Source organism: Pseudomonas sp. BIGb0558 (assembly GCF_024807515.1).
GTDB classification, from domain to species: Bacteria; Pseudomonadota; Gammaproteobacteria; order Pseudomonadales; family Pseudomonadaceae; genus Aquipseudomonas; species Aquipseudomonas yamanorum_A.
Genome location: NZ_JANUEW010000036.1, coordinates 1 through 26,741, shown reverse-complemented (window position 1 = coordinate 26,741; position 26,741 = coordinate 1). Strand labels below are relative to the sequence as shown.

Genomic DNA, 26,741 nt, shown 5'->3' with positions numbered 1-26,741 from the left:
TCACGCTGTAGCCGAGAGAAGACCATGTCTATTTCATCTCCATTTTTACGCCTGGTGCTCGCGGGTTTGTTCACCTTGCTGCTGGCGCCAATGGCCAGCGCCGACCCTGCCAAACGCCTGCGCATCGGCATCACCCTGCATCCTTATTACAGCTATGTGGCCAATATTGTCGGGGACAAGGCCGAAGTCGTCCCGCTGATTCCGGCCGGCTTCAACCCCCACGCCTACGAACCCCGCGCTGAAGACATCAAGCGCATCGGCACCCTCGATGTGATCGTGCTCAATGGCGTGGGCCATGACGATTTCGCCGACCGCATGATCGCCACCAGCGAGCGCCCGGACATTCCGGTGATCGAAGCCAACGCCAACGTGCCGCTGCTGGCCGCCACCGGCAACGCCGCGCGCGGTGCCGGCAAGGTAGTCAACCCGCACACCTTCCTGTCCATCAGCGCCTCGATTGCCCAGGTGAATAACATCGCCCGGGAACTGGGCAAGCTCGACCCGGACAACGCCAAGACCTACACCCAGAACGCCCGCGCCTACGGCAAGCGCCTGCGCCAGATGCGCGCCGACGCCCTGGCCAAACTCACCAGCGCGCCCAACCCGGACCTGCGGGTAGCCACGGTGCACGCGGCTTATGACTACCTGCTGCGGGAGTTCGGCCTGGAAGTTACCGCCGTGGTAGAACCGGCCCACGGTATCGAACCGAGCCCGAGCCAGTTGAAGAAAACCATCGATCAACTGCGGGAACTGGACGTGAAAGTGATCTTCTCGGAGATGGATTTCCCGTCCAGCTACGTCGACACCATCCAGCGTGAGTCGGGCGTGAAGCTGTACCCGCTGTCGCACATTTCCTATGGCGACTACAGCGCTGAAAAGTACGAAGTGGAAATGACCGGCAACCTCAACACCGTGGTACGGGCGATCCAGGAGTCCGGGGCATGACGGCAGCGGAACATTTGAAGGTGGTCAGTGTTGGCCCGACCCTCGACTTCAATAAAGTGGCGCTGACCCTGGGCCGCACGGTGATCCTCGACGCGGTGAGTTTCCAGGTCCAGCCCGGCAGCATCCACGCGCTGGTGGGCCCCAACGGCGGCGGCAAAAGCTCGTTGATCAAGACCCTGCTGGGGCAAACGCCGCACCAGGGCCAGTTGAGCCTGCACTGGCCCGATGTGCCGGGCACCATCGGCTACGTGCCCCAGGCGCTGGAGTTCGACCGCGGCTTGCCGATGACCGTCGACGACTTCATGGCTGCCATGTGCCAGCGGCGTCCGGCGTTTCTCGGGCTGTCCAGACATTACGCCGCCGCGATTGGCGAAGCACTCGAACGGGTCGGCATGCAGGACAAACGCAAGCGGCGCATGGGCGCCCTGTCTGGCGGTGAACGCCAGCGGGTGCTGCTGGCCCAGGGCTTGATCCCGGCGCCGCAATTGCTGGTGCTGGACGAACCGATGTCGGCGCTGGACGAAGCCGGCATCCAGGTGTTCGAGCGGCTGCTGAACGACTGGCGCCACGCCGGGATCACCGTGCTGTGGATCGAACACGACCTGGAAGCCGTCGGCCGCCTGGCTGACCGTGTTACCGGCCTGAACCGCCGCGTGCTGTTCGACGCCACGCCCAAGGAGGCGCTGACCCCCGACCGCCTGCTGACCCTGTTCTCCACCCATCCACGGAGCACGGCCTTATGAGCTACGAAGCCTTTCGCTTGATGGTCCAGGGCTGGGCGTCTTCCGGGTATCTGCCGGAAGCGCTGGCCTATGGATTTGTGGTCAACGCCCTGCTGGCCGGGCTGCTGATCGGCCCGGTACTGGGCGGTTTGGGTACGCTGGTGGTGGTCAAGCGCTTTGCGTTCTTTTCCGAAGCCGTGGGCCATGCCGCACTGACCGGCGTGGCCGTGGGCATTCTGCTGGGGGAACCCTACACCGGGCCTTACGGCAGCCTGTTCGGCTACTGCCTGCTGTTCGGCATCCTGCTCAACTACCTGCGCAACCGCACGGGCCTGGCGCCGGATACGCTGATCGGCGTATTCCTGTCGGTGTCCCTGGCCTTGGGCGCGAGCCTGCTGCTGATTCTGGCGGGCAAGATCAACGTACACATCCTCGAAAACGTGCTGTTCGGTTCGGTGCTGACGGTGAACGGCAATGACCTGCTGGTGCTGGCGATTGTCGGCTCGCTGGTGATGGCCCTGGCGTTGCCGCTGTACAACCGCATCATGCTCGCCAGCTTCAACCCGCAACTGGCAGCGGTGCGCGGGGTGGCGGTGAAGACCCTGGACTATCTGTTCGTGATCCTGGTGACGTTGATCACCGTTGCCGCAGTCAAGGTCATCGGCGCGATCCTCGTAGGCGCGTTGCTGGTGATTCCGGCGGCCGCCGCACGCCTGTTGAGTCAGTCGCTCAAGGGCTTCTTCTGGATCTCGGTGGTGATCGCCACCGTCAGCACCCTGTGCGGGATTCTGCTGCCGATCATCTTCGACCTGCCGATTCCATCCGGTGCCGCCATCATCCTGGTCGCCGGTATCGCCTTCGCCCTCGCCGCTATCGCTCGCGGCACGGTCCCCAGCCTGAAAGGGAATCTTGGATAATGCGCACCGTCCTGAATCCACTGGCCCTGGCCATCGCCTGCTTGATCGCGGCTCCGGTGATGGCGGCTGACGCCGTCAAGCCCGCGCCCCAGGGTGTTCACGCGAGCAAGCCGGTGAAGGTCCTCGCCGCGTTGCCGATCACTTATGGCCTGGCACAAGTGCTGCTCAAAGGCACCGACGTGCAGCTTGAACGTGCGGCGCCGGCCAACCTGCCCGGCTCGCGGCAAGTCGCCTATTTCACCGGGCGCGGCGCGCCGGCGCTGAACACACTGGCGCTGGACGCCGATGCGGCCATCGGCCTGCGCTCGTTATGGCCCGACGACCCGCTGTACCCGGTGGCCCGGCGCAGCAATATCCGCATCGTCGAAGTCGACGCCGCGCGCCCGGTGGACGGCGGCTTGCCGGGGATTGCCGTGCAGCCGGGCGCCAGCGACGGCCTGAACAGCCAGCCGTGGCAAGCCAGCAACAACATGGGACGCATGGCCGATGTGATGGCCGCCGACCTGAGCCGCCTGGCACCCGGGGCCAAGCCGCAGATCGAGGCCAACCTGGCCGCGCTCAAGCAACGCCTGCTCAAGCTCACCGCCGACAGCGAGGCACGACTGGCCAAGGCCGACAACCTGACGGTGGTCAGCCTGAGTGATCACTTTGGTTACCTTGTGAGCGGGTTGAACCTGGAACTGGTCAGCACCGATGCGCGGGCAGACACGGACTGGACGCCCGAAGCATTGCAGCAACTGAGTGAAAGCCTGAAGGAGAATGAGGTGGCCGTGGTGCTGCATCACCGCAAGCCAAGCGATGCGGTACAGGCGGCTGTCACGGCGGGTGGGTCGAAGTTGCTGGTGCTGGGCACCGATGGCGCAGACCCGGTGGCGGAGCTGGAAGGCAATGTGGATCAGGTAATCAAGGCGCTGACACCTTAAGGACAAACGCGGTCAGTGTGGGAGCTGGCTTGCCTGCGATAGCGGAGTATCAGTCAACAGAGATGCAAGCTGACTCACCGCTATCGCAGGCAAGCCAGCTCCCACATTCGATCTTCACAACCTTCAAGGTGGTGATCAGCCAGCCAGCGCCTGGCTATCCATCTTCTGGCGCAGGCTCAGCGGGCGCATGTCGGTCCACACCTCTTCGATGTAGGCCAGGCACTCTTTCTTCATCCCGCTTTTGCCCACGGTACGCCAGCCTTCCGGCACAGCCTTGTAGTCGGGCCAGATGGAATATTGCTCTTCATGGTTGACCACTACCTGAAACAGGATGTCTTCGCGGTCGAATACTGAGGTCATTACGGTTCTCCGTCGGTGTAATGTAAGAAGGAACGTGCCAGCCCGCTAAAAAATTAGAGGCTGGCGACGGCGGCTGCCAGGGCGCGACCAAAAATCTCGGCCACGCGGTCGATTTCCACAGCGGTGATCACCAGCGGTGGCAGGAAACGCACGACACTGCCGTGTCGCCCGCCCAGTTCGAGAATCAATCCACGCTTGAGGCATTCACGCTGCACCAGCGGTGCCAGTTGGCGATGCACCGGCGGATGGCCCTGGGTGTCGGGCGCGCCGGCAGGGTCCACCAACTCCACACCCAGCATCAGCCCGCGCCCACGAATGTCCCCCAACTGCGGGAAGTCACGCTGCAGGATGCGTAGATGTTCGCCGAGACGCTCGCCCATGGCCGCCGCATGGGCGGGAATGTCGTGCTCCTTGAGATAACGCATCACCGCCGAGCCGGCCGCCATGGCCATCTGATTGCCCCGGAAGGTCCCGGCATGGGCGCCCGGCAACCAGGTGTCGAGCCAGTCGCGATAAACCACCACCGCCAGGGGCAGGCTGCCGCCGATGGCCTTGGACAACACCACCACGTCCGGGACGATGCCGGCATGTTCGAAGGCAAACATCTTGCCGGTACGGCCAAAGCCGCTCTGGATTTCGTCGACGATCAACGCCACGCCGGCTTGCTCGGTGATGCGCCGCAGGCCGCGCAGCCAATCGAGATCGGCCGGAATCACGCCGCCCTCGCCTTGCACCACCTCGACGATCACCGCTGCCGGCAACAATACACCGGCCTCGGGGTCGTTAAGCAGGTTTTCCAGGTAGTGCAGGTTGACCTTCACCCCTTCCGCCCCGCCCAGCCCGAACGGGCAGCGATAGTCGTAAGGGAATGGCAGGAATTGCACGCCATTGCCGAGCAGCGCGCCCAAGGGTTTCTTCGGCCCCAGGCTGCCCATCAGGCTCAGGGAGCCCTGGCTCATGCCGTGATAACCGCCCTGGAACGACAGCACGGTGCTGCGCCCGGTGGCGGTACGCACCAGTTTCAGCGCGGCTTCCACCGCGTCGGTGCCGGTGGGGCCGCAGAACTGGATCTTGGCTTCCCGCGCCAGCGCCGGCGGCAGCAGGCCGAACAGGTCCTGCACAAACTGGTCCTTGACCGGCGTGGTCAGGTCCAGGGTGTGCAACGGCAATTCATCGCTCAGCACCTGGCGAATCGCTTCGATCACCACCGGGTGGTTGTGCCCCAGCGCCAGCGTGCCGGCGCCCGCCAGGCAATCGATAAAGCTGCGGCCTTCGACGTCCTCGACGTAAATCCCGCGCGCACGCTTGAGGGCCAGGGGAATGCGTCGCGGATAACTGCGGGCATTGGACTCCTGCTGGCGCTGGCGGGCCAGCAGCGGGGTTTCGTCGAACTGATAGAGCGTTTCCGCAGGGACCGCCAGGGTCTCTTGAATACGGCTGGTAGCGACTGACATCTCTCGATCCCTCAATACGCTGATGATGGTGACCAAACTGCCAACCCGTTGGCGTCTGGCCCAAGGGCAGCGCACGGATTTCCTGTTCTGGAAACGCATCAGCGCGGGGAGGATTTACACCTGTGGTCGTTAAAAACCGCTTTAGCGGATTTACCCGACGACCCCGGTGTATTTTTCATTCAACGCATACAGGATGGCGCAGGTCTCCGCGTCCAGCCGCCCACTGTAGTCACAGGGGCGAAAATGCATCTGGAACGCGCGGACACGCTGCTGGAACCCCAGGCGATTTTTCGCCGGGGCGTACCCGTAGCGCTGGAACGCCCGTTCGACTTCAACCTCGGGCGGCAGGCCGATGTCGAACCAGCGTTGATAGGCGATCTTGGCGGTGTCCTCAAACCAGGCGCCTACGCCTGCTTCGAACAGGCAACGCCACGGCAAACGAGGCCCGGGGTCGCTCTTGCGCCAATAGGCAATGTCCGAGTGCCCGAGCATGTCGGTGGGGCCAATCGCCGGATAGCGTGCCTGGATGTCATGAATCAGGGCAATCAACACGTCGACCTGCTCCTGCCCATACGCAGGAAAGCTGAACACACCGGCCTCATCCCGGGCCTGGTTGACGATTTCGATGCCGATGGAACTGCGGTTGAGGTTATCGCGCCCGGCCCAATGGCTGGCGCCCGCATGCCACGCGCGGTGGGCTTCATCCACCAGGCGGAAGACCCGCAACTCCTGATAACCCGCTGCGCGGTAACTCGGGTCATGAGGATCGGCCAACAGGTAGTGCGAACTGACGCCGCCGCAGGTCAGTGTCTGCAGCGACGAGGCAAAAGGCGCGGCGGTGTAGTGCACAATCACCTGGCGCACGGCTTCGCCGTTACGGCCGTTAAAGTCTGTTGCGGGGTACGTGGAATCGATGACCAACATGGAGGCTGTCCTTTTCAACACAGGCCGAATCATTCAGCCCGTTCAAACACAAAAAAATTACCGCCATCCTGAAGCGTTGCGCTTGAGGATGGCGGTAGCTATGTGTGCCGTGAAAAGAAGGTGTCAGCGACGCAGCGGCATGCCGAGGTCGACCCGCAGGCCATCGGCCTGGCTGTCGAATTTCAGCGAACATGAGCAGCGCTGCACAATCGCCTGCACAATCGCCAACCCCAGGCCGCAACCGGGGCTGTTGCCATTGCGCCAGAAGCGCTGGGTCAGGTGTTGCAAGTCTTCACTGGAAATCGGCGCGCCGTGGTCACGTACCCGGAACACCACGTTATCGCCAGTACTGGACACACTCAGCTCCACCCGGGTATCTGCCGGTGTGTGGCGCAGGGCGTTATCCAGCAGGTTGCGCAAGGCGGCAACGGCCAGGCCCACCGGCATTTCCACCGGTTGGTCAGAGAGGCTGTCTGCCAGCACCAGGTCAATGCGCTGATTGTCACCACCGTTGGCATCCTGGATCGCCAGTTGAGCGACTTGCTCGGCACTCGATTGCAGGCCGTCATCAAACGACAGGCTGCCTTCGACCCGCGCCAGCAGCAGGAGCTGCTCAAGGGTGCGGTGCAGGCGGTCGGCGCCTTCCTCGGCGTGGGCCAGGGACTGGTCACGGGCGGCGCCTTCGGTCATGCGCGCCACTTGCAGGTGGGTCTTGATCGCGGTCAGCGGGCTGCGCAGTTCGTGGGCGGCGTCGCCGGTCAGGCGACGCTCGCGCTCGATGGTCTTGGCGATGCGTTGCAGCAATTGGTTCTGGGTGTCGAGCAGCGGCTTGAGCTCGCTGGGCAGCGGGCTGATCTGCAACGGCTCCAGGGAGTCGGCACTGCGGCGCATCAAGGCGTCACGCATGCGGTTGAGCGGCAACAGGCTTTGGCCGATCCCCAGCCACAGCAGGCACAGGCAGCCCAGGAGTGCCACGCCCACCGGCACCGAAGCCGCCAGCAGGATCGACATATTCAAGGCTTCACGCTCCACCTGCCGGTCGGCGGTGGTGATAAACAAATCGCCACGGGACAGGGTGAAGCTGCGCCAGCCCACGCCATCAATCATCTGGTCGCGAAAGCCGCTCTTGCGCGACTCCAGGCCCTGGTCCGGGGTGGTATGGCTGCGGGCAAGCACCACCCCGCGCAAGGAGCTGACCTGGCACGCCATGCCGCCGGGTACATTCAATTGTTCAGCGCTGAAATGCGCGCCCTCGCCCGTGCTGGACAGGCCCGGCATCTGCTCCATCAGCCCGGCCACCATGCGCGCCGAAGCCACCAGGCGCTGGTCCAGGGAAAACATCATCTGGTTGCGCAGGTCGTTGAGCATCCACGCGGCGGCCAGTGCCCAGATCAGCACGAAGGCCGCGCCGAGCTTGAAGGTCAGCCGCAGGCGCAGGCTCATCACGAAGCGTCCTCTCCACCATCAGCCGGGCCCAGGCGATAGCCCAGGCCGCGTACGGTTTCGACGATGCCGTTGCCGAGTTTGCGTCGCAGGTGGTGGATGTGCACGTTGAGGGCGTTGCTTTCCAGCTCGTCGTTCAAGCCGTAGACACTGTCCTTGAGCTGCTCGCTGGAGAGCACCCGGCCACGGTTTTGCAACAGGGCCTGCAGCAGCGCCTGCTCGCGGCGGGACAGGTCCACCGACTCACCACCCAGCAGGGTTTCGCGGCTGCTGGGGTTGTAGGTCAGGCGCCCGTGTTCGATCAGGTTGACGCTGCGCCCGGCGACCCGGCGCAACAGGGTGTGCAGGCGCGCTGCCAGTTCCCGCAGGTCGAAGGGTTTGAGCAGGTAGTCGTCGGCACCGGCTTGCAGGCCATCGACCCGGTTGGTCACCGAGTCCCGCGCCGTGAGGATCAGCACCGGAATCTCCAGGCCCTGGCTGCGCAATTGCTGCAACAGCTTCAAGCCGTCTTCATCCGGCAGGCCGAGGTCGAGTACCATCACGTCGAACTCCGCCACCTTGAGCATCGCCCGGGCAGCGGCAGCCGTGCCGACGCGCTCGACGGTCAGCCCCTGGGCGCTGAGCCCGGCAACAATGCCGCTGGCGATCAGCTCGTCGTCTTCACAGACCAGTACGTGCATGGTGAACCCTTTGCAAAATGTGAGGGTGATTTAAAAGGCGGTGGATTAAGCGCGCATTATGCCGCCAACGCGCGTAAACCCGGATAATCCCTTCTTCTCTAGGATAGCCCGGTTAATCATCGGTTAATCAACGCCACACATTGTGTGTCCCACTTGCTTCGAACTAAGGCTTGATCATGCGGCATCTGTTTATCTTCCTGCTGGTAGTGTTTGCTGGATTCGCCCAGGCCGCGCCGGGCAACAATCCTTTCGAGACCAAACCCGATTTTCTCCCGGTGGGCAAAGCCTTCACCTTTACCTCCGAGCGTCTGGCCTCCGGCGAAACCCAGCTGTTCTGGCAGATTGCCGACGGTTATTACCTGTACCAGCAGCGCATGAAGTTCGACGGCCTGGCCGAAAAGCCGACGTTGCCCCAGGGCGAAGCCCATAGCGACGAATTCTTCGGTGAGCAGCAGGTCTATCGCCAGGGCCTGGAAGTGAAGATTCCCGCCGGCGCCACCGGCCAGGTCAAGGTCGGCTGGCAAGGCTGCGCCGATGCCGGCCTGTGCTACCCGCCGCAGTCGATCACCGTGGACCTGGGCGGCAACCCCGCCGTCGCCGCTACCGGCCAGGCCCAGGACCAAAGCCTGGCCAGCGGCCTGCAACAGCGCAGCCTGGGCTGGAGCCTGCTGGTGTTCTTCGGCCTGGGCCTGCTGCTGGCCTTTGCCCCTTGCTCCTTGCCGATGCTGCCGATCCTCGCCGGCCTTGTGGTCGGCAGCGGCGCCAGTCCACGCCGCGGCTTTGCCCTGGCCGCCAGCTACGTGGTGTGCATGGCGCTGGTGTATGCCGCCCTCGGCGTATTGGCCGCACTGCTCGGCGGCAACCTCGCCGCCCTGCTGCAAACCCCGTGGATCCTCGGCAGTTTCGCCGCGTTGTTTGTGATCCTGGCCTTGCCGATGTTCGGCTTCTTTGAACTGCAACTGCCGGCCTTCCTGCGGGACCGCCTGGATAACGTCAGCCGCAACCAAAGCGGCGGCAGCCTGGTAGGTGCCGGCGTGCTCGGCGCCTTGTCCGGCCTGCTCGTAGGCCCGTGCATGACGGCGCCCCTGGCCGGCGCCCTGCTGTATATCGCCCAGAGCGGCAACGCCCTGCATGGCGGCCTGATCCTGTTTGCCATGGGCATCGGCATCGGCGTGCCGCTGTTGCTGCTGGTGACCGTAGGTAACCGCTTCCTGCCCAAGCCCGGTACCTGGATGAATATCCTCAAGGGCATCTTCGGCTTCCTGTTCCTCGCCACCGCCGTGTTGATGATTCGCCCGGTAGTCGGCGAAACCCTGTGGCTTGGCTTGTGGGGTGTGCTGGCGCTGGTCATGGCCTATTGCGGCTGGCGGCTGGCCCGGGATTTCGGGCGCACCGCCATGCTGTTCGGTGCCGGCTCCCTGGTACTGGGCCTTTGGGGCAGCGTATTGGTGATCGGCGCGGCCGGCGGCAGCGACGATCTGTGGCAACCGTTGAAGGTCTACAGCGGCTCGCGGGTGGCCGCAGCCCCCACCGCCCACGAAGCCTTCATGACCATCAACGACCCGGCCGTGCTGCAAAGCCAGCTCGACAGCGCCAAGGCCCAGGGCCAATGGGTGCTGGTGGACTACTACGCCGACTGGTGCGTGTCGTGCAAGATCATGGAAAAACAGGTGTTCGGCAAACCCGAAGTCCTCGACGCTCTCAAGGATGTGCGCCTGCTGCGCCTCGACGTAACCGCCGACAACGCCGCCAGCCGCGAGCTGCTGGGCCGCTACAAGGTCCCCGGCCCGCCGAGTTTCGTCTGGATCGGCCCCGACGGTGAAGAGCGCCGCGCCCAGCGCATCACCGGCGAAGTCGACGCCGCGGCCTTCCTGCAACGCTGGACCCAAGCCCGGGAAGCCCTCTGATGCTGACACTGACCATCGGCACGTTCGCCATCGCCCTGAATCACTTGCTGCTGATCACGGCGTTGATCCTCGCCACCCTGGTGGGCTGGCGCGTGGCCAAGCGCGGCGGCGAAAACCCGGAGTCGGTGCTGTTCACCCTGTTCTTGCTGGGCATGCTCGCCGCCCGCGTCAGCTTTGTGCTGATGTACTGGACGTACTACCAGAATGACCCGCTGCAAATCGTCGACCTGCGCGACGGCGGCTTCCTCGCCTGGCCCGGCGTCATCGCGCTGGTCCTCGGCGCCTTGGTCTACGGCTGGCGCCGCCCGCTGTTGCGCAAGCCACTGAGCGCCGGGGTGATCACCGGCCTGGCGTTCTGGGCCTTGACCAGCCTGTCCCTGACCCTCTACGAAAAAGGCACCCAACTGCCGGACATTGCCCTGCGCAACGCCAATGGCGAAACCGTGCAACTGGCCGACTACAAGGGCGGCCCGCTGGTGATCAACCTCTGGGCCACCTGGTGCCCGCCGTGCCGGCGTGAAATGCCGGTACTGGAAAGCGCCCAGCGCCAGCGCCCGGACGTGACCTTCCTGTTCGTCAACCAGGCCGAAAGCATGCAAAGCGTCGCCACCTACCTGGCGACCCAGGGCCTGAACCTGGACAACGTGCTGTTCGACGCCAGCGGCCGCCTCGGCCAGGCCGTGGGCTCCATGGCCTTGCCCACCACCCTCTTCTATCAACCGGACGGTCGCCTGATCAACAGCCACCTGGGCGAGTTGTCCCAAGCCAGCCTGGCCCGCGCCATGGAGCGCTTCGAACCGATCAACGCCAAGCCGGCCCTGCCGGCCACCACAAGGAATTCGCCATGCTCCGCCTCCGCCACCTGCTGACCCTGTTGCCCCTGACCCTCGCTGCCACTTTGGTCCACGCCGAAGACTGGCCGGCGCCGATCAAGAACATCGAGGCCAAGGGTGCCAAGATCATCGGCAAGTTCGACGCGCCCAGCGGCCTCACCGGCTACGCCGCGCAGTACCAGAACCGTGGCATGGCGCTGTACCTGACCGCAGACGGCAAAAGCGTGATCGCCGGCAACCTGTACGACGCCGCCGGCAATGACCTGAGCACTGCGCCCCTGGAAAAACTGGTGTACGCGCCCATGGCCAAGGAAGTCTGGGCGAAGATGGAACACAGCAACTGGATCCAGGACGGCAACAAGGACGCGCCACGCATTGTTTATCTGTTCAGCGATCCGAACTGCCCGTACTGCAACATGTTCTGGGAACAGGCGCGGCCGTGGGTGAAGGCAGGCAAGGTGCAGTTGCGGCACATCATGGTGGGGATTATTCGTGAGGACAGCCCTGGCAAATCCGCCGCGCTGTTTGCCGCCAAGGATCCGCAGCAGGCGCTGGAAGCCCATGAGTCGGCCGGTAAAGGCAGCAAGTTGCAGGCGCTGGAAAAGATCCCGGCGGATATCCAGGCCAAGCTCGATTCGAACATGAAGCTGATGGATGAGCTGGAATTGTCGGCGACGCCGGCGATTTTCTATCTGGATGACAAGGGCGGTTTGCAGCAACAGCAAGGGGCGCCGTCGCCGGATAAGTTGGTGAAGATTCTGGGGCCGAAATAAGCGGCGACCGGTCTGACGCCATCGCAGGCAAGCCAGCTCCCACATTTTGGATTGTGAACACATTCAAAAATGTGGGAGCTGGCTTGCCTGCGATGAGGCCGTCATAAACAGCGAAGATTCAGCGCCTTACAACCCCTCCAGCTCCGCCATCAAATCACTCAACCGATCCACCTTCTCCGCGCTGATCTCATTCGCCGCCAGCCCGTCGATATACCCCGCCAACTCCTCCACCGTGCTGCACTCGAACATCGCCCGCAACGGCACATCCCGCTGCAATGTCTTCTGCACCCGTGAAGCAATCTGCGTGGCCAGCAACGAATGCCCGCCCAGCTCAAAGAAGTTGTCCTGCACCCCGACCCGCTCGACCTTGAGCACTTCGGCCCAAATCCCGGCCAACGTCTGCTCCAGCTCATTACGCGGCGCCAGGTAATCCTGGCTGTGCAACTGGCCAATCTCCAGTACCGGCAAGGCCTTGCGGTCCAGCTTGCCGTTGGCGTTCAGCGGCAAACGCTCGATCCACAACCAATGCAGCGGCACCATGTACTCCGGCAACTCGGCCCGCAGGCGCTGCTTGATGCGATCAAGGCGCTCGCCCGGGTTGAGCTGCGCATCGGTCGCCACCAGATAACCCACCAGATGCTTGCCATTGACGCCCTCCTGCACCCCGACGGCCGCATCGCGAACTTCCGGTTGCTCATGCAGGCGCGCCTCGATTTCACCCAGCTCGATCCGGTAACCGCGAATCTTCACCTGATGGTCGATGCGACCGACATATTCCAACACCCCATCACTGCGACGGCGGGCCAAATCCCCTGTTCGATACAACCGGTCCGCACCAAATGGATTCGGCACAAACGCTTGCGCCGTGCGCACCGGGTCGCTGACATAACCACGACCCACACCGGTCCCGGCCACGCACAACTCGCCGACGGCGCCTTGAGGCACCAGCTCCAGCGCGCCGTCCAGCAGGTACAACCGGTTGTTGTCGGTCGGCGTACCAATCGGCAGATAGGTGCTACGGGTTGACGCCAGGTCCACGCGGAAGAACGCCACGTCGTCCGAGCATTCCGCCGGGCCATAAGCGTTTACCAGGCCAATCTCCGGGTAACGCAGCAACCACTGGTGCGCCAGCTCCGGCGGCATCGCTTCACCGGTCGGCAGCATCCAGCGCAAACCCTCCAGGCTGATGCGATCCTGGGCGAGCATGCCCTGGATCAGCGACGGCACGCTTTCCAGTACGGTGACGCCCTGGGCCTGGACGTGAGCCAGCAAGCCTTGGGGATCATGGGCAAGGGTGTTCGGCACAATATCCACCCGCGCGCCGAACAGTGGTGCGGCGAGGAATTGCCACACCGAGATATCGAAGCTTTGCGAGGCGGTCTGGGCGATGACATCGTCCTGGCCCAGGTTCAGGTACGGCACCTTGCTCAACTGGTTATTCAGCATGCCGCGCTGTTCCACCATCACGCCCTTGGGCAGGCCGGTGGAACCCGAGGTGTAGATCACGTAGGCCAGGTTATCCGGCGCGCTGTAGATGCCCGGGTTCTGCTCTGACCCCACCAGCTCCTCCCACACCAGCAGCCTCGGTCGCGAGCCACAGGCAAACTCTTCCAGCAACACCTGCGCCTGCTCAAGGCACGCCTCGGTGCACACCAGTAACGGCGTACGGCTGAGGTCGATGATCCGGCTCAGGCGCTGGCCCGGCAGCCCCGGATCCAGCGGCAGGTAACCCGCACCGGCCTTGAAGCTGCCGATGATCATGCCCAGCAAGTCCAGATTGCGCTCGGCCAGCAACGCCACCGGTTGATCCAGCCCGACACCGGCGGCAATCAGCGCATGGCCCAGGCGGTTACTGTGCCGGTTCAGCTCGGCATAGCTCCATTGCTGATCCAGGCAACTGGCGGCAATCCGTTGTGGATGCCGTGCCACTTGCTCCTCGAACAGCTCGACGTAACTGCGCTCCAGCGGGTACTCATGCTCGCTCTGGTTGCAGCCCTCCACCAGGAACTCGCGCTCCTGCTCGCCAATCAGCGGCAAGTCGGCCATATCGCCGTGGAAGCCCTGCACCAATGCCAGCAGCAGGCGCTTGAATTCGCCGAGCATGCCTTGCACGGTGGTTTCATCGAAATAACGCTGGTCGTAAGACAGGTGCAAGCCCAGGTCATCCCCCGGGTAGCACACGGCGGTGAGCGGGAAGTTGGTGTGGGTGCGCCCGGAATCCGAGGTGGCATTCAGGCTTTGCGCACGGTCCAGTACCGAGACTTCCACCGGGGCGTTTTCGAACACGAACAGGCTGTCGAACAGCGGCTGCCCCTTGGGCAGTTCGCTGTGCTCCTGGATGGTCACCAGCGGCAGGTATTCGTACTCGCGCAGTTGCATATTGCTGTCGAGCAGGCCGCTCAACCATTGGCGCACGCTGCACTTCTGGTCGTCCTCAGGCAGCTTCACCCGTAACGCGATGCTGTTGATAAACAGCCCGACGGTGCGCTGCATCTCCGGCATTTCCACCGGGCGCCCGGCCACGGTGACGCCGAACAGCACGTCGCGATCACCACTCAGACGCCGCAGCACCAGGGCCCACGCCGCCTGGGCGAAGGTGTTCACCGTCAGTTGATGAGCCTGGGCCAACTCGCGCAATTGCGCACCGTCGCGCACATCCAGGCGGGTGTAGCAGTCCCCCACCACCATGCCGCCGCTGTGGCCGGCGTGTTCCCGCAGGAACGGCCGGTCGCTCGGGATCGGCGTGGTGCGTTCAAAGCCTTTCAGGTTCTGCTGCCACCACTGACGCGCCTCGGCCAGGTTCTGGCGTTGCAGCCAGGCGATGTAGTCGCGGTAACGCGGCGGCGTCGCCAGTTGCGCCTCGCGGCCTTCGCCGAGGGCCATGTAGATGTCGAAGAAATCGTTCATCAGCAGCGAGCGGCACCAGGCATCGATCAGGATGTGGTGGTTGCTCATCATGAACCAGTAGCGCGCCTCGCCCACGCGGATCAGCCGCAGGTGGAACGGCGCCTGGTTGAGCAGATCGAAGCCGGCTTCGCGCTCGCTTTTCAGCAGCGCTTGCAGACGCGGTTCCTGTTCACTTTCAGGGTCAGCGCTCCAGTCGAGGTATTCGATCGGCGTGCTGCCCGGCTTGTGGATAACCTGCAGCATGTCTTCACCGACGTTCCAGCAGAACGAGGCACGCAACGCTTCATGCCGGGCGATCACCGCCTGCCAGGCTTGGGCAAAACGCTCCGGGTCCAGGGCGCTGTTGATGCGGTAGCGGTCCTGCATGTAGTAGAGACCGGTGCCCGGTTCCAGCAGGGTGTGCAGCAGCAAGCCTTCCTGCATCGGGGTCAGCGGGTACACGTCTTCGATGGCAGTGGCCGGCACCGGCAGTGCATCGAGTTGCCCTTGGGTCAGGTGCGCCAGCGGGAAGTCCGACGGCGTGAGGCCGCCGGCGTCTGGCTTGAGGCAATGCTCGATCAGGCTCTGCAATTCTGCCAGGTAAGCGTCCGCCAGTTCAGCGATGGTCTGGCTGTCGTGACGCTCGCGGCTGAAGGTCCAGCGCAGCACCAGTTCACCGCCATACACCTGGCTGTCGACGCTCAGCTCGTTGGGCAGCGGCGCGTCCGGGTCGTGGGCAATCCCGGCGAATTCATCCAGCGGGTGGAACAGCGCATCGGCACCAAAGCTCTGGTCGAACTGGCCAAGGTAGTTGAAGGTGATGCTGGCCGTCGGCAACGCGGCCATGGTCTGGCGGCACAGGTCGTCGGCCAGGTAGCGCAGCACGCCATAACCCAGGCCTTTGTGGGGCACGCCGCGCAGTTGCTCCTTGATCGCCTTGATCGAAGCGCCCTGCCCGGCGGCTTCTTCGATGTGCAGCGGGGTCAGGCGCAGCGGGTAGGCGCTGGTGAACCAGCCGACGCTGCGGGTCAGGTCGATCTCATCGAACAGGGTTTCGCGGCCGTGGCCTTCCAGCTGGATCAGGGCCGATGCGTGGCCGCTCCAGCGGCACAACACACGGGCCAGGGCGGTCAGCAGCAAATCGTTGACCTGGGTGCGGTAAGCGCTCGGCGCCTGCTGCAACAGCTGGCGGGTACGCTCGGCATCCAGGCGCACGCTGACGGTATCGGCGTCGCGATTGCGCAGTGAACCTTGGGGGCGATCCACCGGCAACTCAACGGCAGGGCCGGCCAACTGCTGCTGCCACACGTCCAGTTCTTCACGCAGGGATTCGCTGCCGGCATAGGCCTGCAAGCGTGTCGCCCAGTCGCGCAAGGCGCTGGTCTTGGCCGGCAGGCTGACAGGTTGGCCGTCGCTCAATTGGCGGTACACGGTCTGCAAATCTTCCAGCAACACGCGCCAGGAAACACCGTCCACCACCAGGTGATGGATCGCGATCAGCAGGCGACGCTGGCCTTGCGGGCCGTCCACCAGCAGCGCGCGCATCAGCGGGCCATGGGCAAGATTGAGGCTGCGCTGGGTGTCGGTGAACAGCGCGCTGCACTGCTCCATGTCTGCCACCTGGGCTTGCAACAGCAGGCCGCCTTCCGGCACCGCCAGGTGTTCGGCGTGCCATTGGGCATCGCGCTGGGTGAAGCTCAGGCGCAAGGCGTCGTGGTGCTCCAGCACCGCTAGCAGGGCTTGTTCCAGCCGATGGGGTTCCAGGGGTTGAGCCGGTTCCAGCAGCAGTGCCTGGTTCCAGTGTTGGCGCTCGGGAATGTCGGTGTCGAAGAACCAGTGCTGGATCGGGGTCAGCCCGGACGCGCCGGTCAACACGCCTTGTTCGGCGATGACCTGCTCGGTGCGGGTCGCCACGGCGGCCAGGGTCTGCACGGTCTGGTGCTGGAACAGATCACGCGGGCTGAAATGAATCCCCGCCTGCCGTGCCCGGCTGACCACCTGGATCGACAGGATCGAGTCGCCGCCCAGCTCAAAGAAGTTATCGTCGAGGCCAACCTGCTGCACGTTCAATACCGCACACCAGATCGCCGCCAGGGTTTGCTCCAACTCGTTGCGCGGCGCCACGTACTGTTGACGGTTCGCTTCGGGGTCCGGCTGCGGCAAGGCGCGACGGTCGAGCTTGCCGTTGGCGGTCAGCGGCATGCTGTCGAGGACGATCAGGTGCGCGGGCACCATGTAGTCCGGCAGCTGTGCTTTCAGATGGTTCTTGAGGGATTCACGCAAGGCGCCCTGTTCTTCGTCGCTGACCAGGTAGGCCACCAACTGTTTGCCACTCGGTGAGTCCAGCGCCAGCACCACCGCTTCACGCACCGCTGTGTGTTCCAGCAGGCGGGTTTCAATTTCCCCCAGCTCGATACGGAAACCGCGAATCTTCACTTGATGGTCAATACGGCCGAGGTACTCCACCAGGCCATCGGCACGCTGGCGCACCAGGTCGCCGGTGCGATACAGCCGACCGCCGTTCGTGGCAAACGGATCAGCCACAAACCGCTCTGCCGTCATGCCCGGGCGCTGGTGATAACCCTGAGCCAGGCCAGCACCGCCGACATACAACTCGCCGGTCGCACCTTGCGGCACCAGGGCCAGATCCGCGTCCAGAATGTAGGCCACGCGCGCGCCGATGATGCTGCCGATCGGCACGCTGCCGGCGCCCTCTTCCAGGGTTTGCGGGGCAAGGCTGGCCAGCGGCATCACCACCGTTTCAGTCGGGCCATAGGCGTTGAAAAACAGCGCCGGCTTGAACGCGGCGCGAATACGCTGCAGGTGTTCTCCGGTCAAAGCCTCACCGCCGGTGATGCACATGCGCACCGGCAGGGTCTGGTTTTGTGTGGCCAGCCATTGCGCCAACTGACTGCCGTAGCTCGGGGTAAAGCCGAGGATATTGATGCGGTGCTGACGAATCAGACCGCAGATTTCTTCCGCATCCCATTGGCCCTGGGCCCGCAATACCACCTGCGCGCCGCTGAGCAACGGCACCAGCAGACGCTCGGTGGCGGCGTCAAAGTTGATGGAATAGAAGTGCAGCTCGCAGTCATCCGGGCGCATGCCGAAGCGCTCGATCACCGCCTGGCAATGCATGGCGATTTCACCGTGGGACACCACCACGCCCTTGGGCTTGCCGGTGGAGCCGGAGGTGTAGATCAGGTACGCCTGGTGTTGCGGCAGGCTGATGAAAGGCAACTCGCTGGCCGGGTACGCGGCCAGGGTCGGCAGGTCATCTTCCAGGCACCAGCGGCCGACGCTGGCGGGCAGCTCGCCCAGCGCGTCGAACATCGCGGCGTCGCTGAGCAGCAGGCCGATGCCGCTGTCTTCGATCATGTAGTGCAGGCGGTCCAGCGGGTATTCCGGGTCCAGCGGCACATAGGCGCCGCCGGCCTTGAGGATCGCCAGCAGGCCGACGACCATCTCAAGCGAACGCGGCAGCGCCAGGCCAACCCGCACCTGCGGGCCTACGCCACGCTCGCGCAGCATCCAGGCCAGGCGGTTGGCGCGGCCGTCGAGTTCGCTGTAGCTCAGGGTCTGCCCGGCAAAGGTCAACGCCGGGGCATCCGGACGGGCCAGGGCCTGCTCGCTGAACAGGTGATGGATGCACTGGTCGAGGCGATGTTCGCCGGCTTCAATGCCGAGGCTGTCTTGCAGGGCGCGCTGTTCGGCGGTTTCCAGCAACGGCAACTCGCTCAGGCGCTGGTGCGGATCGGCGAGCAAGGCTTCCAGCAGGTTTTGCCAATGCGCGGCCATGCGGGCAATACGTGGCTCGTCGAACAGATCGGTGCTGTAAGTCAGGCAGCAGCCCAGGCGATGGTCGAGGTCGGTGACTTCCAGGTTGAGGTCGAACTTGGTGGCGCGGGCATCATTGGCCAGGTACTCGACGGTCATCCCGGCCAGCGTGCGGCTTTGCTGGAACTCCCAGCGCTGCACGTTGCACATCACCTGGAACAGCGGGTTGTACGCCGCACTGCGGGGTGGTTGCAGGGCTTCCACCAGGTGGTCGAACGGCAGGTCCTGGTGAGACTGACCTTCGATTACCGTGTGACGCACCTGCTCGAACAATTCACCGACGCTCATCTGCCCGTTGAGCTGGCAACGCAGCACCTGGGTGTTGAGGAACGCGCCGATCAGCCCTTCGCTTTCCGGGCGAATGCGGTTGGCCACCGGCGCCCCGATACGCAGGTCGGTCTGGCCGCTGTAGCGGTAGAGCAATACGGCAAGGGTGGCGGTCATGGTCATGAACAAAGTCAAACCACGCTCGGCGTTGAAGGCACGCACGCGGGCGGCCAGGTCATCGCTCAAATCGAAACGGTACAGCTCGCCCTGGTGACTTTGCACCGGTGGGCGCGGACGGTCGCCCGGCAGTTCCAGCAGTGGATGCTCAGTGCCCAGTTGCGCGGTCCAGTAATCCAGCTGGCGCTGACGCTCGCCGGATTCCAGCCACTGCCGTTGCCACACGCTGTAGTCCAGGTATTGCACCGGCAACGGCGCCAGCGGCGATTCGCGGTCGTCGATAAAGGCTTCGTACAGCGCGCTGAGTTCACGGGCAAAGATGTCCATGGCCCAGCCTTCGGTGACGATATGGTGCAGGGTCAGCACCAGGTAATGTTCCTGCTCACCGGCCTTGACCAGGCAGGCGCGCAGCAGCGGCCCGGTTTCCAGGTTGAACGGTGTATGAGCCTCATGGTCGGCCAGTTGCTGCACACGCTGTTGGCGCTCGGCTTGATTGAACGCCGAGAAGTCCTGCCAATCCATGCGCACGCCGGTTTGCGCCGCGACCTTCTGCTGCGCCACGCCGTTGATGCTCGGGAAGGTGGTGCGCAGGGTTTCGTGACGCATGATCAAGGCCTGCAACGCCGCCTCGAAACGCCCCACGTCCAGCACCCCGCGCAGCCGCGCCATGCCGCCGACGTTATACGCCGGGCTGTCCGGTTCCATCTGCCAGAGGAACCACATGCGCTGCTGGGAATAGGACAGCGGCACCGGTTGGCTGCGGTCGACCTTGCCGATGGCCAGTTGCTGGTTGCGTTGGCCCGAGGCCTGGATCAGGCGGACCTGCTCGGCGAAAGCCCCCAACTCGCTGGCTTCGAACAGCGTGCGCAACGGCAGCTCGACGTCGCAGGCCTGGCGGGTGCGAGAGATGATTTGCGTGGCCAGCAACGAATGGCCGCCGAGGGCGAAGAAGTCGTCCCGCAGGCCGATGCGTGGCAGGGCCAGGACTTCGCGCCAGATCCCGGCGATTTGCTGTTGCAGCGCTGTTTCGGGTTCGACGTGTTCACGCACTTGCCACAGCGGTTCCGGCAAGGCACGGCGGTCGAGCTTGCCGCTGGGGCTCAGGGGCATTGCGTCCAGGCGCATGAGTTGCGCCGGGACCATATAGTCGGGCAGCTCGGCGGCCAGGGCGGTTTTTACGTCCTGTTCATCCAGCGGCTCGTTGGCGGTGTAGTAACCGATCAACTGCGCACCGGCAGCGGTTTCGCGCACCAGCACCACCGCTTGGGCGATACCGTCGAGGGCCAGCAGGCGAGCTTCGATTTCTTCCGGTTCGACACGGAAGCCACGCAGTTTGACCTGCTGGTCCAGGCGACCAAGGTATTCCAGCACACCGTCGGCACTCCAGCGCACGCGGTCACCGGTGCGATACAGACGTGCGCCCGCCTCGCCCAACGGGTCGGCGACGAATCGTTCAGCGGTCAGCCCCGCACGCCCGAGGTAACCGCGAGCCAGGCCGATGCCACCAATGCACAACTCACCCGGCACACCTGCCGGCAACGGATTGAACTGATCATCCAGCACGCGGCAGATCACGTTGCCCAGTGGCCGGCCAATCGGCGAGCGCTCGCCGTCTTGGGCCTGGCAATGCCAGTGCGTCACGTTGATCGCGGTTTCGGTGGGGCCATATCGGTTGTGCAACTGCACCGCCGGCAACTGCGCCAGCACCCGGTTGCGCAACTCGGCAGGCAACGCTTCACCGCCGGAGAACAGGCGTCGCAGGCTGGTGCATTCGGCGGCCAACGGTTCATCGACAAACAGCTGCAACAGCGGCGGCACAAAGTGCAGCGTGGTCACGCCGTGTTCCTGCACCAGCTGGGCGATGCGATGCGGGTCGCGGTGCTCACCCGGCCCGGCCAGTACCAGCCGGCAACCGGTGATCAACGGCCAGAAGCATTCCCACACCGACACGTCGAAACTGATGGGTGCCTTTTGCATCAGCACATCGGTTTCATCCAGTGGGTAGGTGGCTTGCATCCACTGCAAACGCTCGGCCAGGGCGGCGTGGGTATTGCCCACGCCCTTGGGCTGGCCGGTGGAGCCGGAGGTGTAGATCACGTAGGCCAGGTTGTCGCCATTCAGGTGCAGGCCCGGCGCGTGGGTCGGCCAGCTTTCCAGCTTGAGGCTGTCCATGGCGATGACGCACACGCCTTCAGCCGTGGGCAGTTGCTCCAGCAGCGAGGTCTGGGTCAGCAGCAGTTGCACGCCGCTGTCCTTGAGCATGTAGGCCAAGCGTTCGGCGGGGTAATCCGGGTCCAGGGGCACGTAGGCGCCGCCGGCCTTGATGATCGCCAGCAGGCCGATCAACAGTTGCGGCGAGCGCTCGGCGGCGATGGCCACGCACACGTCCGGGCCGACGCCCTTGTCCCGCAGGTAATGGGCCAGACGGTTGGCCTGGGTGTGCAGTTGGGCGAAGGTCAGGCTGCCGTCCTGCCACACCAGCGCGGTGCGTTCCGAGACCTGTTGGTTGAGGTGTTCCGGCAGCCACTGCTGCGCCGCCGCGCAAGGTGCAGCGCTCCACTGGTGTTGCTGCGTGTGCTCGTCGTCATGCAGCAGTTTCAAGTCGCCGATGGCCTGTTGCGGGTGCTCGCAGGCGGCTTGCAGCAGGTTGATGAAGTGCTCGGCCAGACGCTCGATAGTCGCGGCGTCGAACAGTTCGTCAGCGTAGTCGAAGGACAGGCTCAGGCGCCCGTTACGGTCTTCTTCGCTGTGCAGTTGCAGGTCGAACTTGGCTTCGCGGCTGTGCCACGCCAGCTCGTCGGCCAACAGGCCCGGCAGGCGGCGCAAGGCGCCGAGGTCGCGTTGCTGGTGGTTGAACATGACCTGGAACAGGCCTTGCTCGCGGGCTTGGGGGAAGGCTTCCAGCAGTTGTTCGAAAGGCAAATCCTGATGCGCCTGGGCGCCCAGCGCCGCGGTTCGCGTCGCCGCCAGCAACTCGGCGAAGGGCAGGCGTGCATCCAGTTCAGCGCGCAGCACGAGGGTGTTGATAAAGAACCCGATCAGGCCCTGGGTTTCCTGGCGCGGACGGTTGGCGCTGGGTATGCCGATGCGAATATCGCGCTGGCCGCTGTAGCGATGGAGCAGGCTCTGGAACGCCGCGAGCAACAGCATGAACGGAGTGGATTCATGGGCCTGGGCAGTCTTGCGAATGGCTTCGCCGAGGCTCGCGCTCAAACGCACACTGTGACGTGAAGCACTGCGCACATGTTGAGCCGAACGCGGGTGATCGGTGGCCAGGCTCAGGGTCGGGTGTTCGTCGCCCAGTTGTTGTTTCCAATACGCCAGTTGCCGCTGGCCCTCGCCTTCGGCCAGCCACTGGCGCTGCCAGTTGCCGTAGTCGGCGTATTGGAGGGCCAGCGCCGGCAGCTCAAGGGTTTGGCCCTGGGACGCTGCGGCATACAGGCGGGAGAATTCGTCGATCAATACAGTGAGCGACCAACCGTCCGCGATGATGTGGTGCAGCGTCACCAGCAACTGGTGGTCTTCGTCATCCAGGCGTACCAGCGTGACCCACAGCAGCGGGCCTTTCTCCAAATCGAACTGGGTGCGGGCTTCGTCTTCGCGGATCTGCGTCGCACGGGCTTCACGCTCGGCGGCCGGCAGGTCGCTGAGGTCGATAACTTGCAGGTCGAAATCCACCTTGGCATCGACCCGCTGAAAGCCTTGGCCATCGCGCTCAAAGAAGCGCGTACGCAGGGCTTCGTGACGCTGGATCAGTTGCTGGAAGCTTGAGCGCACCGCGTCTTCGTCCAGCTCGCCACGCAAACGCAGGCCGCCGGGAATGGTGTAGGCACTGCTTTGCGGGTCGAGTTGCCAGGTGATCCACAGGCGGTTTTGCGCCAGGGATTGCGGCAGGTCTTCCTGGCGTGACAGGGCCTGGATCGCGCCTTGGGCCACACCGCCGTCCTGTTGCAATTGCGCGACGCCGGCGGCGAAGGCGGCCAGGGTTGGCGCTTCGAACAACAGCCGCAGGTTCAGCTCCAGACCAAGGGTTTCCCGCAGCCGGGCGACCACCTGGGTGGCGCTGATGGAGTTGCCCCCCAGCAGGAAAAAGTGATCGTCGGCGGCGACTTGCGCCAGCTGCAATTGCTCGCACCAGATCGCGGCAATTTGGCTCTGCAACTCGGACTCCAGCGCCGCATCAGCGGCCTGGGCCGGCACGCCGGGGAACTGCGCATAACTGTCGAGACTGCCATCCGCCAGGCGCGTGCGGCAGGCCGAACGCTGCACCTTGCCACTGGAGGTTTTCGGCAAGCCACCGGGATTGAGCAACACCACCACGCTCGGGGCTTCCTGGCAGGCCTCGGCCACCGCTTGGCGAATCGCCTTGATCAGCGCTTCGGGTGGCAGGATTTTCTGCACGCTGCGGCTGATTTCCGCGGCGATGCCGATGCCTTCCTGGCCGTTGTCATTCACCGCAAACGCCGCGACCCGGCCCTTGCGCACCACTTCCACTTCGCGCTCGATGGCTTGCTCGATGTCCTGGGGATACAGGTTGTGGCCCCGCACGATCAGCAGGTCTTTGAGGCGGCCGGTGATGAACACTTCACCGTCGCGAATAAAGCCCAGGTCGCCGGTACGCAACCATGTGCGGCCTGCGTGCTGGACGAAGGTCTTGGCGGTGGCCTCAGGGTTGCGCCAGTAACCGTGGGCGATGCTCGGGCCGGTGGCCCAGAGTTCACCGACCGCATTGTCGGGGAGCGTCGTCAGGGTGGCGGGGTCGGCAATCAGCACTGCGTGTTCAGGCTGGCTGGTGCCGCAACTCATGATCGCCGCGCCCTGCCCCGGCTCGGCGCGGTTGGCGGCCAGGGCCTGTTCGTCGAGACGCAGGGCCGGGATACCCTGGCCACGGGTGCCGCCGGCAACGAACAGGGTGGCTTCGGCCAGGCCGTAGGACGCGAAGAAATTGTTCGGGGTAAAACCGCAGGTAGCGAACTTCTCGGCGAAACGCTCGAGGGTGTCGAGGCGGATCGGCTCTGAGCCGGAATACGCCACGCGCCATTTGCTCAAGTCCAGGCGCTCCAGGGCCGAATCACTGACCCGTTCGCTGCACAGCCGATAGGCGAAGTCCGGCCCGCCGCTGATGGTGCCGCCGTATTCGCTGATCGCTTCCAGCCAGCGCAGTGGCCGGCCGAGGAAGTACGCCGGCGACATCAACACGCACGGCACGCCGCTGAAGATTGGCTGCAGCAGGCCGCCGATCAGGCCCATGTCGTGGTACAGCGGCAGCCAGCTGACGATCACGTCGTCGGGGTTCAGGTCGATGCCGAAGCCCCGGCGGATCAGTAATTCGTTGGCCACCAGGTTGCCGTGGGTGACTTGCACGCCCTTGGGCAACGCGGTGGAACCGGAGGTGTATTGCAGGAAGGCGATGTCATCGTCTTGCAAGTTCGGTGCGACCCAATTGCCCGCGATTTCGGCATTGAGGCTGTCGACGCACAGCAACTGCGGCGCGCCTTCGAGTTGCAGCAGCGCATCACCGAGGCTGGTGGTGGTCAGCAGCACGCTTGGCTCGGCGTCCGCGATGATCGACAGCAGCCGCTCCTGATGATGACGGCGAGTGGACTCCGGCGGATACGCCGGCACCGCGATCACCCCGGCGTACAGGCAACCAAAAAACGCAGCAACGTAATCCGGCCCGCTGGGGAACAACAGCACCGCACGGTCACCCAACCCGGCGTTGGCCTGCAAAGCGGCGGCGATGGTGCGGGCGCGCAGGTCGAGGTCGCGGTAACTGAGGACAGCGCCCTGCTCGGCCGTCTCGGCGAGGAAGCGCAACGCCAGTTGATCCGGGGTTTGCGCGGCGCGGCGTTGAAGGGACTGAACCAGGGTGCGGGGAAGTTCGAAGGCGTCCATCGTGGGGTTCCTGCCTGAAATCGGCTTACTGGGAAATCGGGGAATGTGTGGCCAGGGGGCTTGTTCAGCCGGCTGCCCGGGCCATCTGCCGCGCGGCGTCATTGCGCCAGCGGGCCAGGTGTTCGTCGGCGTAACGCCGGACACAGCGCAGCACAGAACTCTCGTGCTGCATCAGGAAGAAGTGGTGACCGTCGAACATGTCGAGGGAAAAACCGCTGGCGGTGTCTTGCTGCCAGTCCAGCAATTGATCGGCGGTCACTGTGTCTTGCTTGCCGCCGAATACATGGATGGGCAGCCTCAGCGGCTCGCGCTCGCCATACTCGAAACTGCCGCACAGGAGGAAGTCAGCCCGCAGGATCGGCAGCATCAACTGCATCAGCTCGGCGTTAGCCAATACGTCCTCGCCGGTGCCCTTGAGTTCACGCAGGCGGGCGATCAGTTGCTCGTCGTTTTTCTCGGTGGCGTATTCGCTGACATCGCGGCAGGCCGGGCCGGCGGTGCCCGATGCGAACAACGCCAGTGGCTGCGGTACACCCCGCTCACGCAGGGCATGGGCCAGTTCGAACGCCAGCAGGCCGCCGAGGCTGTGGCCAAACAAAGCGTAAGGGCCGTCCAGCTCGGCGCTGATCTCATCGGCCAGTTGCCCGGCCAGGGCCTTGATGTCGCGCTGCAGCGGCTCGTCCATGCGCATGCCGCGCCCCGGCAACTCCAGCGGGCGCACCTGCAACCACTCGGGAAGCGCCCGCCGCCAGCGGCTGTAGACCATGGCGCTGGCACCGGAATAAGGCAGGCAAAACAGGCGTAATCGAAGCGGCGTGTTCATTTCAGACCACCCCGACCCACACGATAAAAACCCATTTTGTACTCCTCCAGGCGCTGATCCTTGGCCGGTTTGTTAACTGGCCTTTCACCCATGAGAACGGATGGCACCTGGAAATAATTAGTCAGCGAGACGCGGTTCACACCTCTCGATAAAGCATAAGATTAGTTCGTCTTCTCATTTGACAATCATTATCATTAAGCATAATTTGTTGCCCGATGTGTAGGAGGCCTCAGCAAGGACGCCCTCCCCCAACCTTCTCTTGCAACTAGGTGATTTCCATGACGGAACAAGTATCCACAGGCAGGTGCGACTCACCCCTCCTTCAGGCCTTTGTCGATAACCGGCTGATCCTGGTCAAGATCGCCGCGCGTATTACCGGCTGCCGCTCTCGCGCCGAAGACGTGGTGCAGGACGCCTACTTCCGGTTGCAATCGGCACCGACCATTACGTCATCGTTCAAGGCGCAGCTCAGTTACCTGTTCCAGATCGTGCGTAACCTGGCCATCGATCACTACCGTAAGCAGGCGCTGGAGTTGAAGTACTCCGGTACTGAAGAGGAAGGTTTGAATGTGGTTATTCACGGGGCTTCACCTGAGACTTCGCACATCAATTTCTCCACCTTGGAAAACATTGCGGATGCATTGACCGAGTTGCCTCAGCGCACGCGGTATGCGTTTGAGATGTACCGGTTGCATGGGGTGCCGCAGAAGGATATTGCCAAGGAGCTTGGGGTTTCGCCGACGTTGGTGAACTTCATGATTCGGGATGCGTTGGTGCATTGCCGGAAGGTTTCCGGGACTTACAGCGACACGTTTGCGCGGCGGGTTTGATTGGCTCTGCTGTTGAGTACATATCCGATATTTGGGTGATGGCTTAGATTGGTTCCGCTCTTACAGCGGGTCACTTTTGAAAGGAGCCCAAAAGTAACCAAAAGGCTCTTGCCCCACCACTCGGCACCTCGCTAATGCTCGGTGT

Annotated in this window: 15 protein-coding genes; 8 read left to right on the top strand and 7 right to left on the bottom strand. The window is 64.0% G+C overall.

Annotated elements, in window-relative coordinates:
- Positions 1–24: 24 nt before the first annotated feature.
- Genes M2400_RS27535 through M2400_RS27520 form a run of 4 tightly spaced genes read left to right on the top strand, consistent with a single transcriptional unit; the run spans position 25 to position 3,507 of the window.
- On the top strand, positions 25–945 hold the full coding sequence (locus M2400_RS27535; protein ID WP_177042807.1) for a metal ABC transporter substrate-binding protein: 921 nt from the start codon (positions 25–27) through the stop codon (positions 943–945).
- Entirely contained in the window at positions 942–1,688 is a 747-nt protein-coding gene (locus tag M2400_RS27530; RefSeq protein ID WP_259201087.1) for a metal ABC transporter ATP-binding protein, read from the top strand. The genes M2400_RS27535 and M2400_RS27530 overlap by 4 nt, the downstream gene beginning before the upstream one ends.
- On the top strand, positions 1,685–2,584 hold the full coding sequence (locus tag M2400_RS27525; protein WP_029300631.1) for a metal ABC transporter permease: 900 nt from the start codon (positions 1,685–1,687) through the stop codon (positions 2,582–2,584). Before M2400_RS27530 ends, M2400_RS27525 begins: the two co-directional genes overlap by 4 nt.
- Positions 2,584–3,507, top strand: coding sequence for a metal ABC transporter solute-binding protein, Zn/Mn family (locus tag M2400_RS27520; protein ID WP_177042809.1), 924 nt, complete (start codon positions 2,584–2,586; stop codon positions 3,505–3,507). The genes M2400_RS27525 and M2400_RS27520 overlap by 1 nt, the downstream gene beginning before the upstream one ends.
- A gap of 135 nt (positions 3,508–3,642) precedes the next feature.
- Here the strand turns inward: M2400_RS27520 and M2400_RS27515 are convergent, their stop codons facing one another.
- The 5 genes from M2400_RS27515 to M2400_RS27495 form a co-directional block, all read right to left on the bottom strand.
- Positions 3,643–3,867, bottom strand: coding sequence for an MbtH family protein (locus tag M2400_RS27515; RefSeq protein ID WP_003209001.1), 225 nt, complete (start codon positions 3,865–3,867; stop codon positions 3,643–3,645).
- A gap of 53 nt (positions 3,868–3,920) precedes the next feature.
- Positions 3,921–5,321 (bottom strand): aspartate aminotransferase family protein, encoded by a 1,401-nt coding sequence (locus tag M2400_RS27510; RefSeq protein WP_259201084.1) that lies wholly within the window; start codon positions 5,319–5,321, stop codon positions 3,921–3,923.
- Positions 5,322–5,471: 150 nt separating this feature from the next.
- Positions 5,472–6,245, bottom strand: coding sequence for an N-acetylmuramoyl-L-alanine amidase (locus tag M2400_RS27505; protein ID WP_259201083.1), 774 nt, complete (start codon positions 6,243–6,245; stop codon positions 5,472–5,474).
- A 123-nt stretch (positions 6,246–6,368) separates the two neighbouring features.
- Positions 6,369–7,688 (bottom strand): ATP-binding protein, encoded by a 1,320-nt coding sequence (locus M2400_RS27500; protein WP_177077882.1) that lies wholly within the window; start codon positions 7,686–7,688, stop codon positions 6,369–6,371.
- A complete protein-coding gene (locus M2400_RS27495) occupies positions 7,688–8,368 on the bottom strand; it encodes a response regulator (protein WP_003209011.1) in 681 nt (226 codons plus the stop codon). The genes M2400_RS27500 and M2400_RS27495 overlap by 1 nt, the downstream gene beginning before the upstream one ends.
- A gap of 176 nt (positions 8,369–8,544) precedes the next feature.
- Here M2400_RS27495 and dsbD point away from each other — a divergent pair, with 176 nt between their 5' ends.
- From dsbD to dsbG, 3 genes are read left to right on the top strand one after another with little or no spacing between them, the layout of a single operon-like run.
- A complete protein-coding gene (gene dsbD / locus M2400_RS27490; RefSeq protein ID WP_177042813.1) occupies positions 8,545–10,275 on the top strand; it encodes a protein-disulfide reductase DsbD in 1,731 nt (576 codons plus the stop codon).
- Complete coding sequence (locus tag M2400_RS27485) at positions 10,275–11,144, top strand: TlpA disulfide reductase family protein (protein ID WP_177042814.1); 870 nt, start codon at positions 10,275–10,277, stop codon at positions 11,142–11,144. The genes dsbD and M2400_RS27485 overlap by 1 nt, the downstream gene beginning before the upstream one ends.
- Positions 11,120–11,881, top strand: a complete 762-nt coding sequence (dsbG, locus tag M2400_RS27480; protein WP_177042815.1) for a thiol:disulfide interchange protein DsbG — start codon at positions 11,120–11,122, stop codon at positions 11,879–11,881. The genes M2400_RS27485 and dsbG overlap by 25 nt, the downstream gene beginning before the upstream one ends.
- Before the next feature lie 126 nt (positions 11,882–12,007).
- Here dsbG and M2400_RS27475 read toward each other — a convergent pair whose 3' ends face one another.
- Together M2400_RS27475 and M2400_RS27470 are read right to left on the bottom strand one after the other, a co-directional pair.
- Positions 12,008–24,943, bottom strand: coding sequence for a non-ribosomal peptide synthetase (locus M2400_RS27475; RefSeq protein WP_259201080.1), 12,936 nt, complete (start codon positions 24,941–24,943; stop codon positions 12,008–12,010).
- 64 nt (positions 24,944–25,007) lie between these two features.
- Complete coding sequence (locus M2400_RS27470; RefSeq protein WP_259201079.1) at positions 25,008–25,766, bottom strand: thioesterase II family protein; 759 nt, start codon at positions 25,764–25,766, stop codon at positions 25,008–25,010.
- Positions 25,767–26,044: 278 nt separating this feature from the next.
- On the opposite strand from M2400_RS27470, the gene M2400_RS27465 reads away from it, so the two are divergent.
- Positions 26,045–26,596 carry an RNA polymerase factor sigma-70 gene (locus tag M2400_RS27465; RefSeq protein ID WP_259201077.1) on the top strand — a complete coding sequence of 184 codons (552 nt, stop codon included), beginning with the start codon at positions 26,045–26,047 and terminating at the stop codon, positions 26,594–26,596.
- Positions 26,597–26,741 lie beyond the last annotated feature (145 nt).

What these genes read in the sequence shown, in the direction of transcription:
- M2400_RS27485 (WP_177042814.1), top strand. Translation starts at nt 10,275, where the DNA reads ATGCTGACACTGACCATCGGCACGTTCGCCATCGCCCTGAATCACTTG.
- M2400_RS27525 (WP_029300631.1), top strand. Translation starts at nt 1,685, where the DNA reads ATGAGCTACGAAGCCTTTCGCTTGATGGTCCAGGGCTGGGCGTCTTCC.
- dsbG (WP_177042815.1), top strand. Translation starts at nt 11,120, where the DNA reads ATGCTCCGCCTCCGCCACCTGCTGACCCTGTTGCCCCTGACCCTCGCT.
- M2400_RS27495 (WP_003209011.1), bottom strand. Translation starts at nt 8,368, where the DNA reads ATGCACGTACTGGTCTGTGAAGACGACGAGCTGATCGCCAGCGGCATT.
- M2400_RS27500 (WP_177077882.1), bottom strand. Translation starts at nt 7,688, where the DNA reads ATGAGCCTGCGCCTGCGGCTGACCTTCAAGCTCGGCGCGGCCTTCGTG.
- dsbD (WP_177042813.1), top strand. Translation starts at nt 8,545, where the DNA reads ATGCGGCATCTGTTTATCTTCCTGCTGGTAGTGTTTGCTGGATTCGCC.
- M2400_RS27515 (WP_003209001.1), bottom strand. Translation starts at nt 3,867, where the DNA reads ATGACCTCAGTATTCGACCGCGAAGACATCCTGTTTCAGGTAGTGGTC.
- M2400_RS27505 (WP_259201083.1), bottom strand. Translation starts at nt 6,245, where the DNA reads ATGTTGGTCATCGATTCCACGTACCCCGCAACAGACTTTAACGGCCGT.
- M2400_RS27520 (WP_177042809.1), top strand. Translation starts at nt 2,584, where the DNA reads ATGCGCACCGTCCTGAATCCACTGGCCCTGGCCATCGCCTGCTTGATC.
- M2400_RS27535 (WP_177042807.1), top strand. Translation starts at nt 25, where the DNA reads ATGTCTATTTCATCTCCATTTTTACGCCTGGTGCTCGCGGGTTTGTTC.
- M2400_RS27470 (WP_259201079.1), bottom strand. Translation starts at nt 25,766, where the DNA reads ATGAACACGCCGCTTCGATTACGCCTGTTTTGCCTGCCTTATTCCGGT.
- M2400_RS27530 (WP_259201087.1), top strand. Translation starts at nt 942, where the DNA reads ATGACGGCAGCGGAACATTTGAAGGTGGTCAGTGTTGGCCCGACCCTC.
- M2400_RS27510 (WP_259201084.1), bottom strand. Translation starts at nt 5,321, where the DNA reads ATGTCAGTCGCTACCAGCCGTATTCAAGAGACCCTGGCGGTCCCTGCG.
- M2400_RS27475 (WP_259201080.1), bottom strand. Translation starts at nt 24,943, where the DNA reads ATGGACGCCTTCGAACTTCCCCGCACCCTGGTTCAGTCCCTTCAACGC.
- M2400_RS27465 (WP_259201077.1), top strand. Translation starts at nt 26,045, where the DNA reads ATGACGGAACAAGTATCCACAGGCAGGTGCGACTCACCCCTCCTTCAG.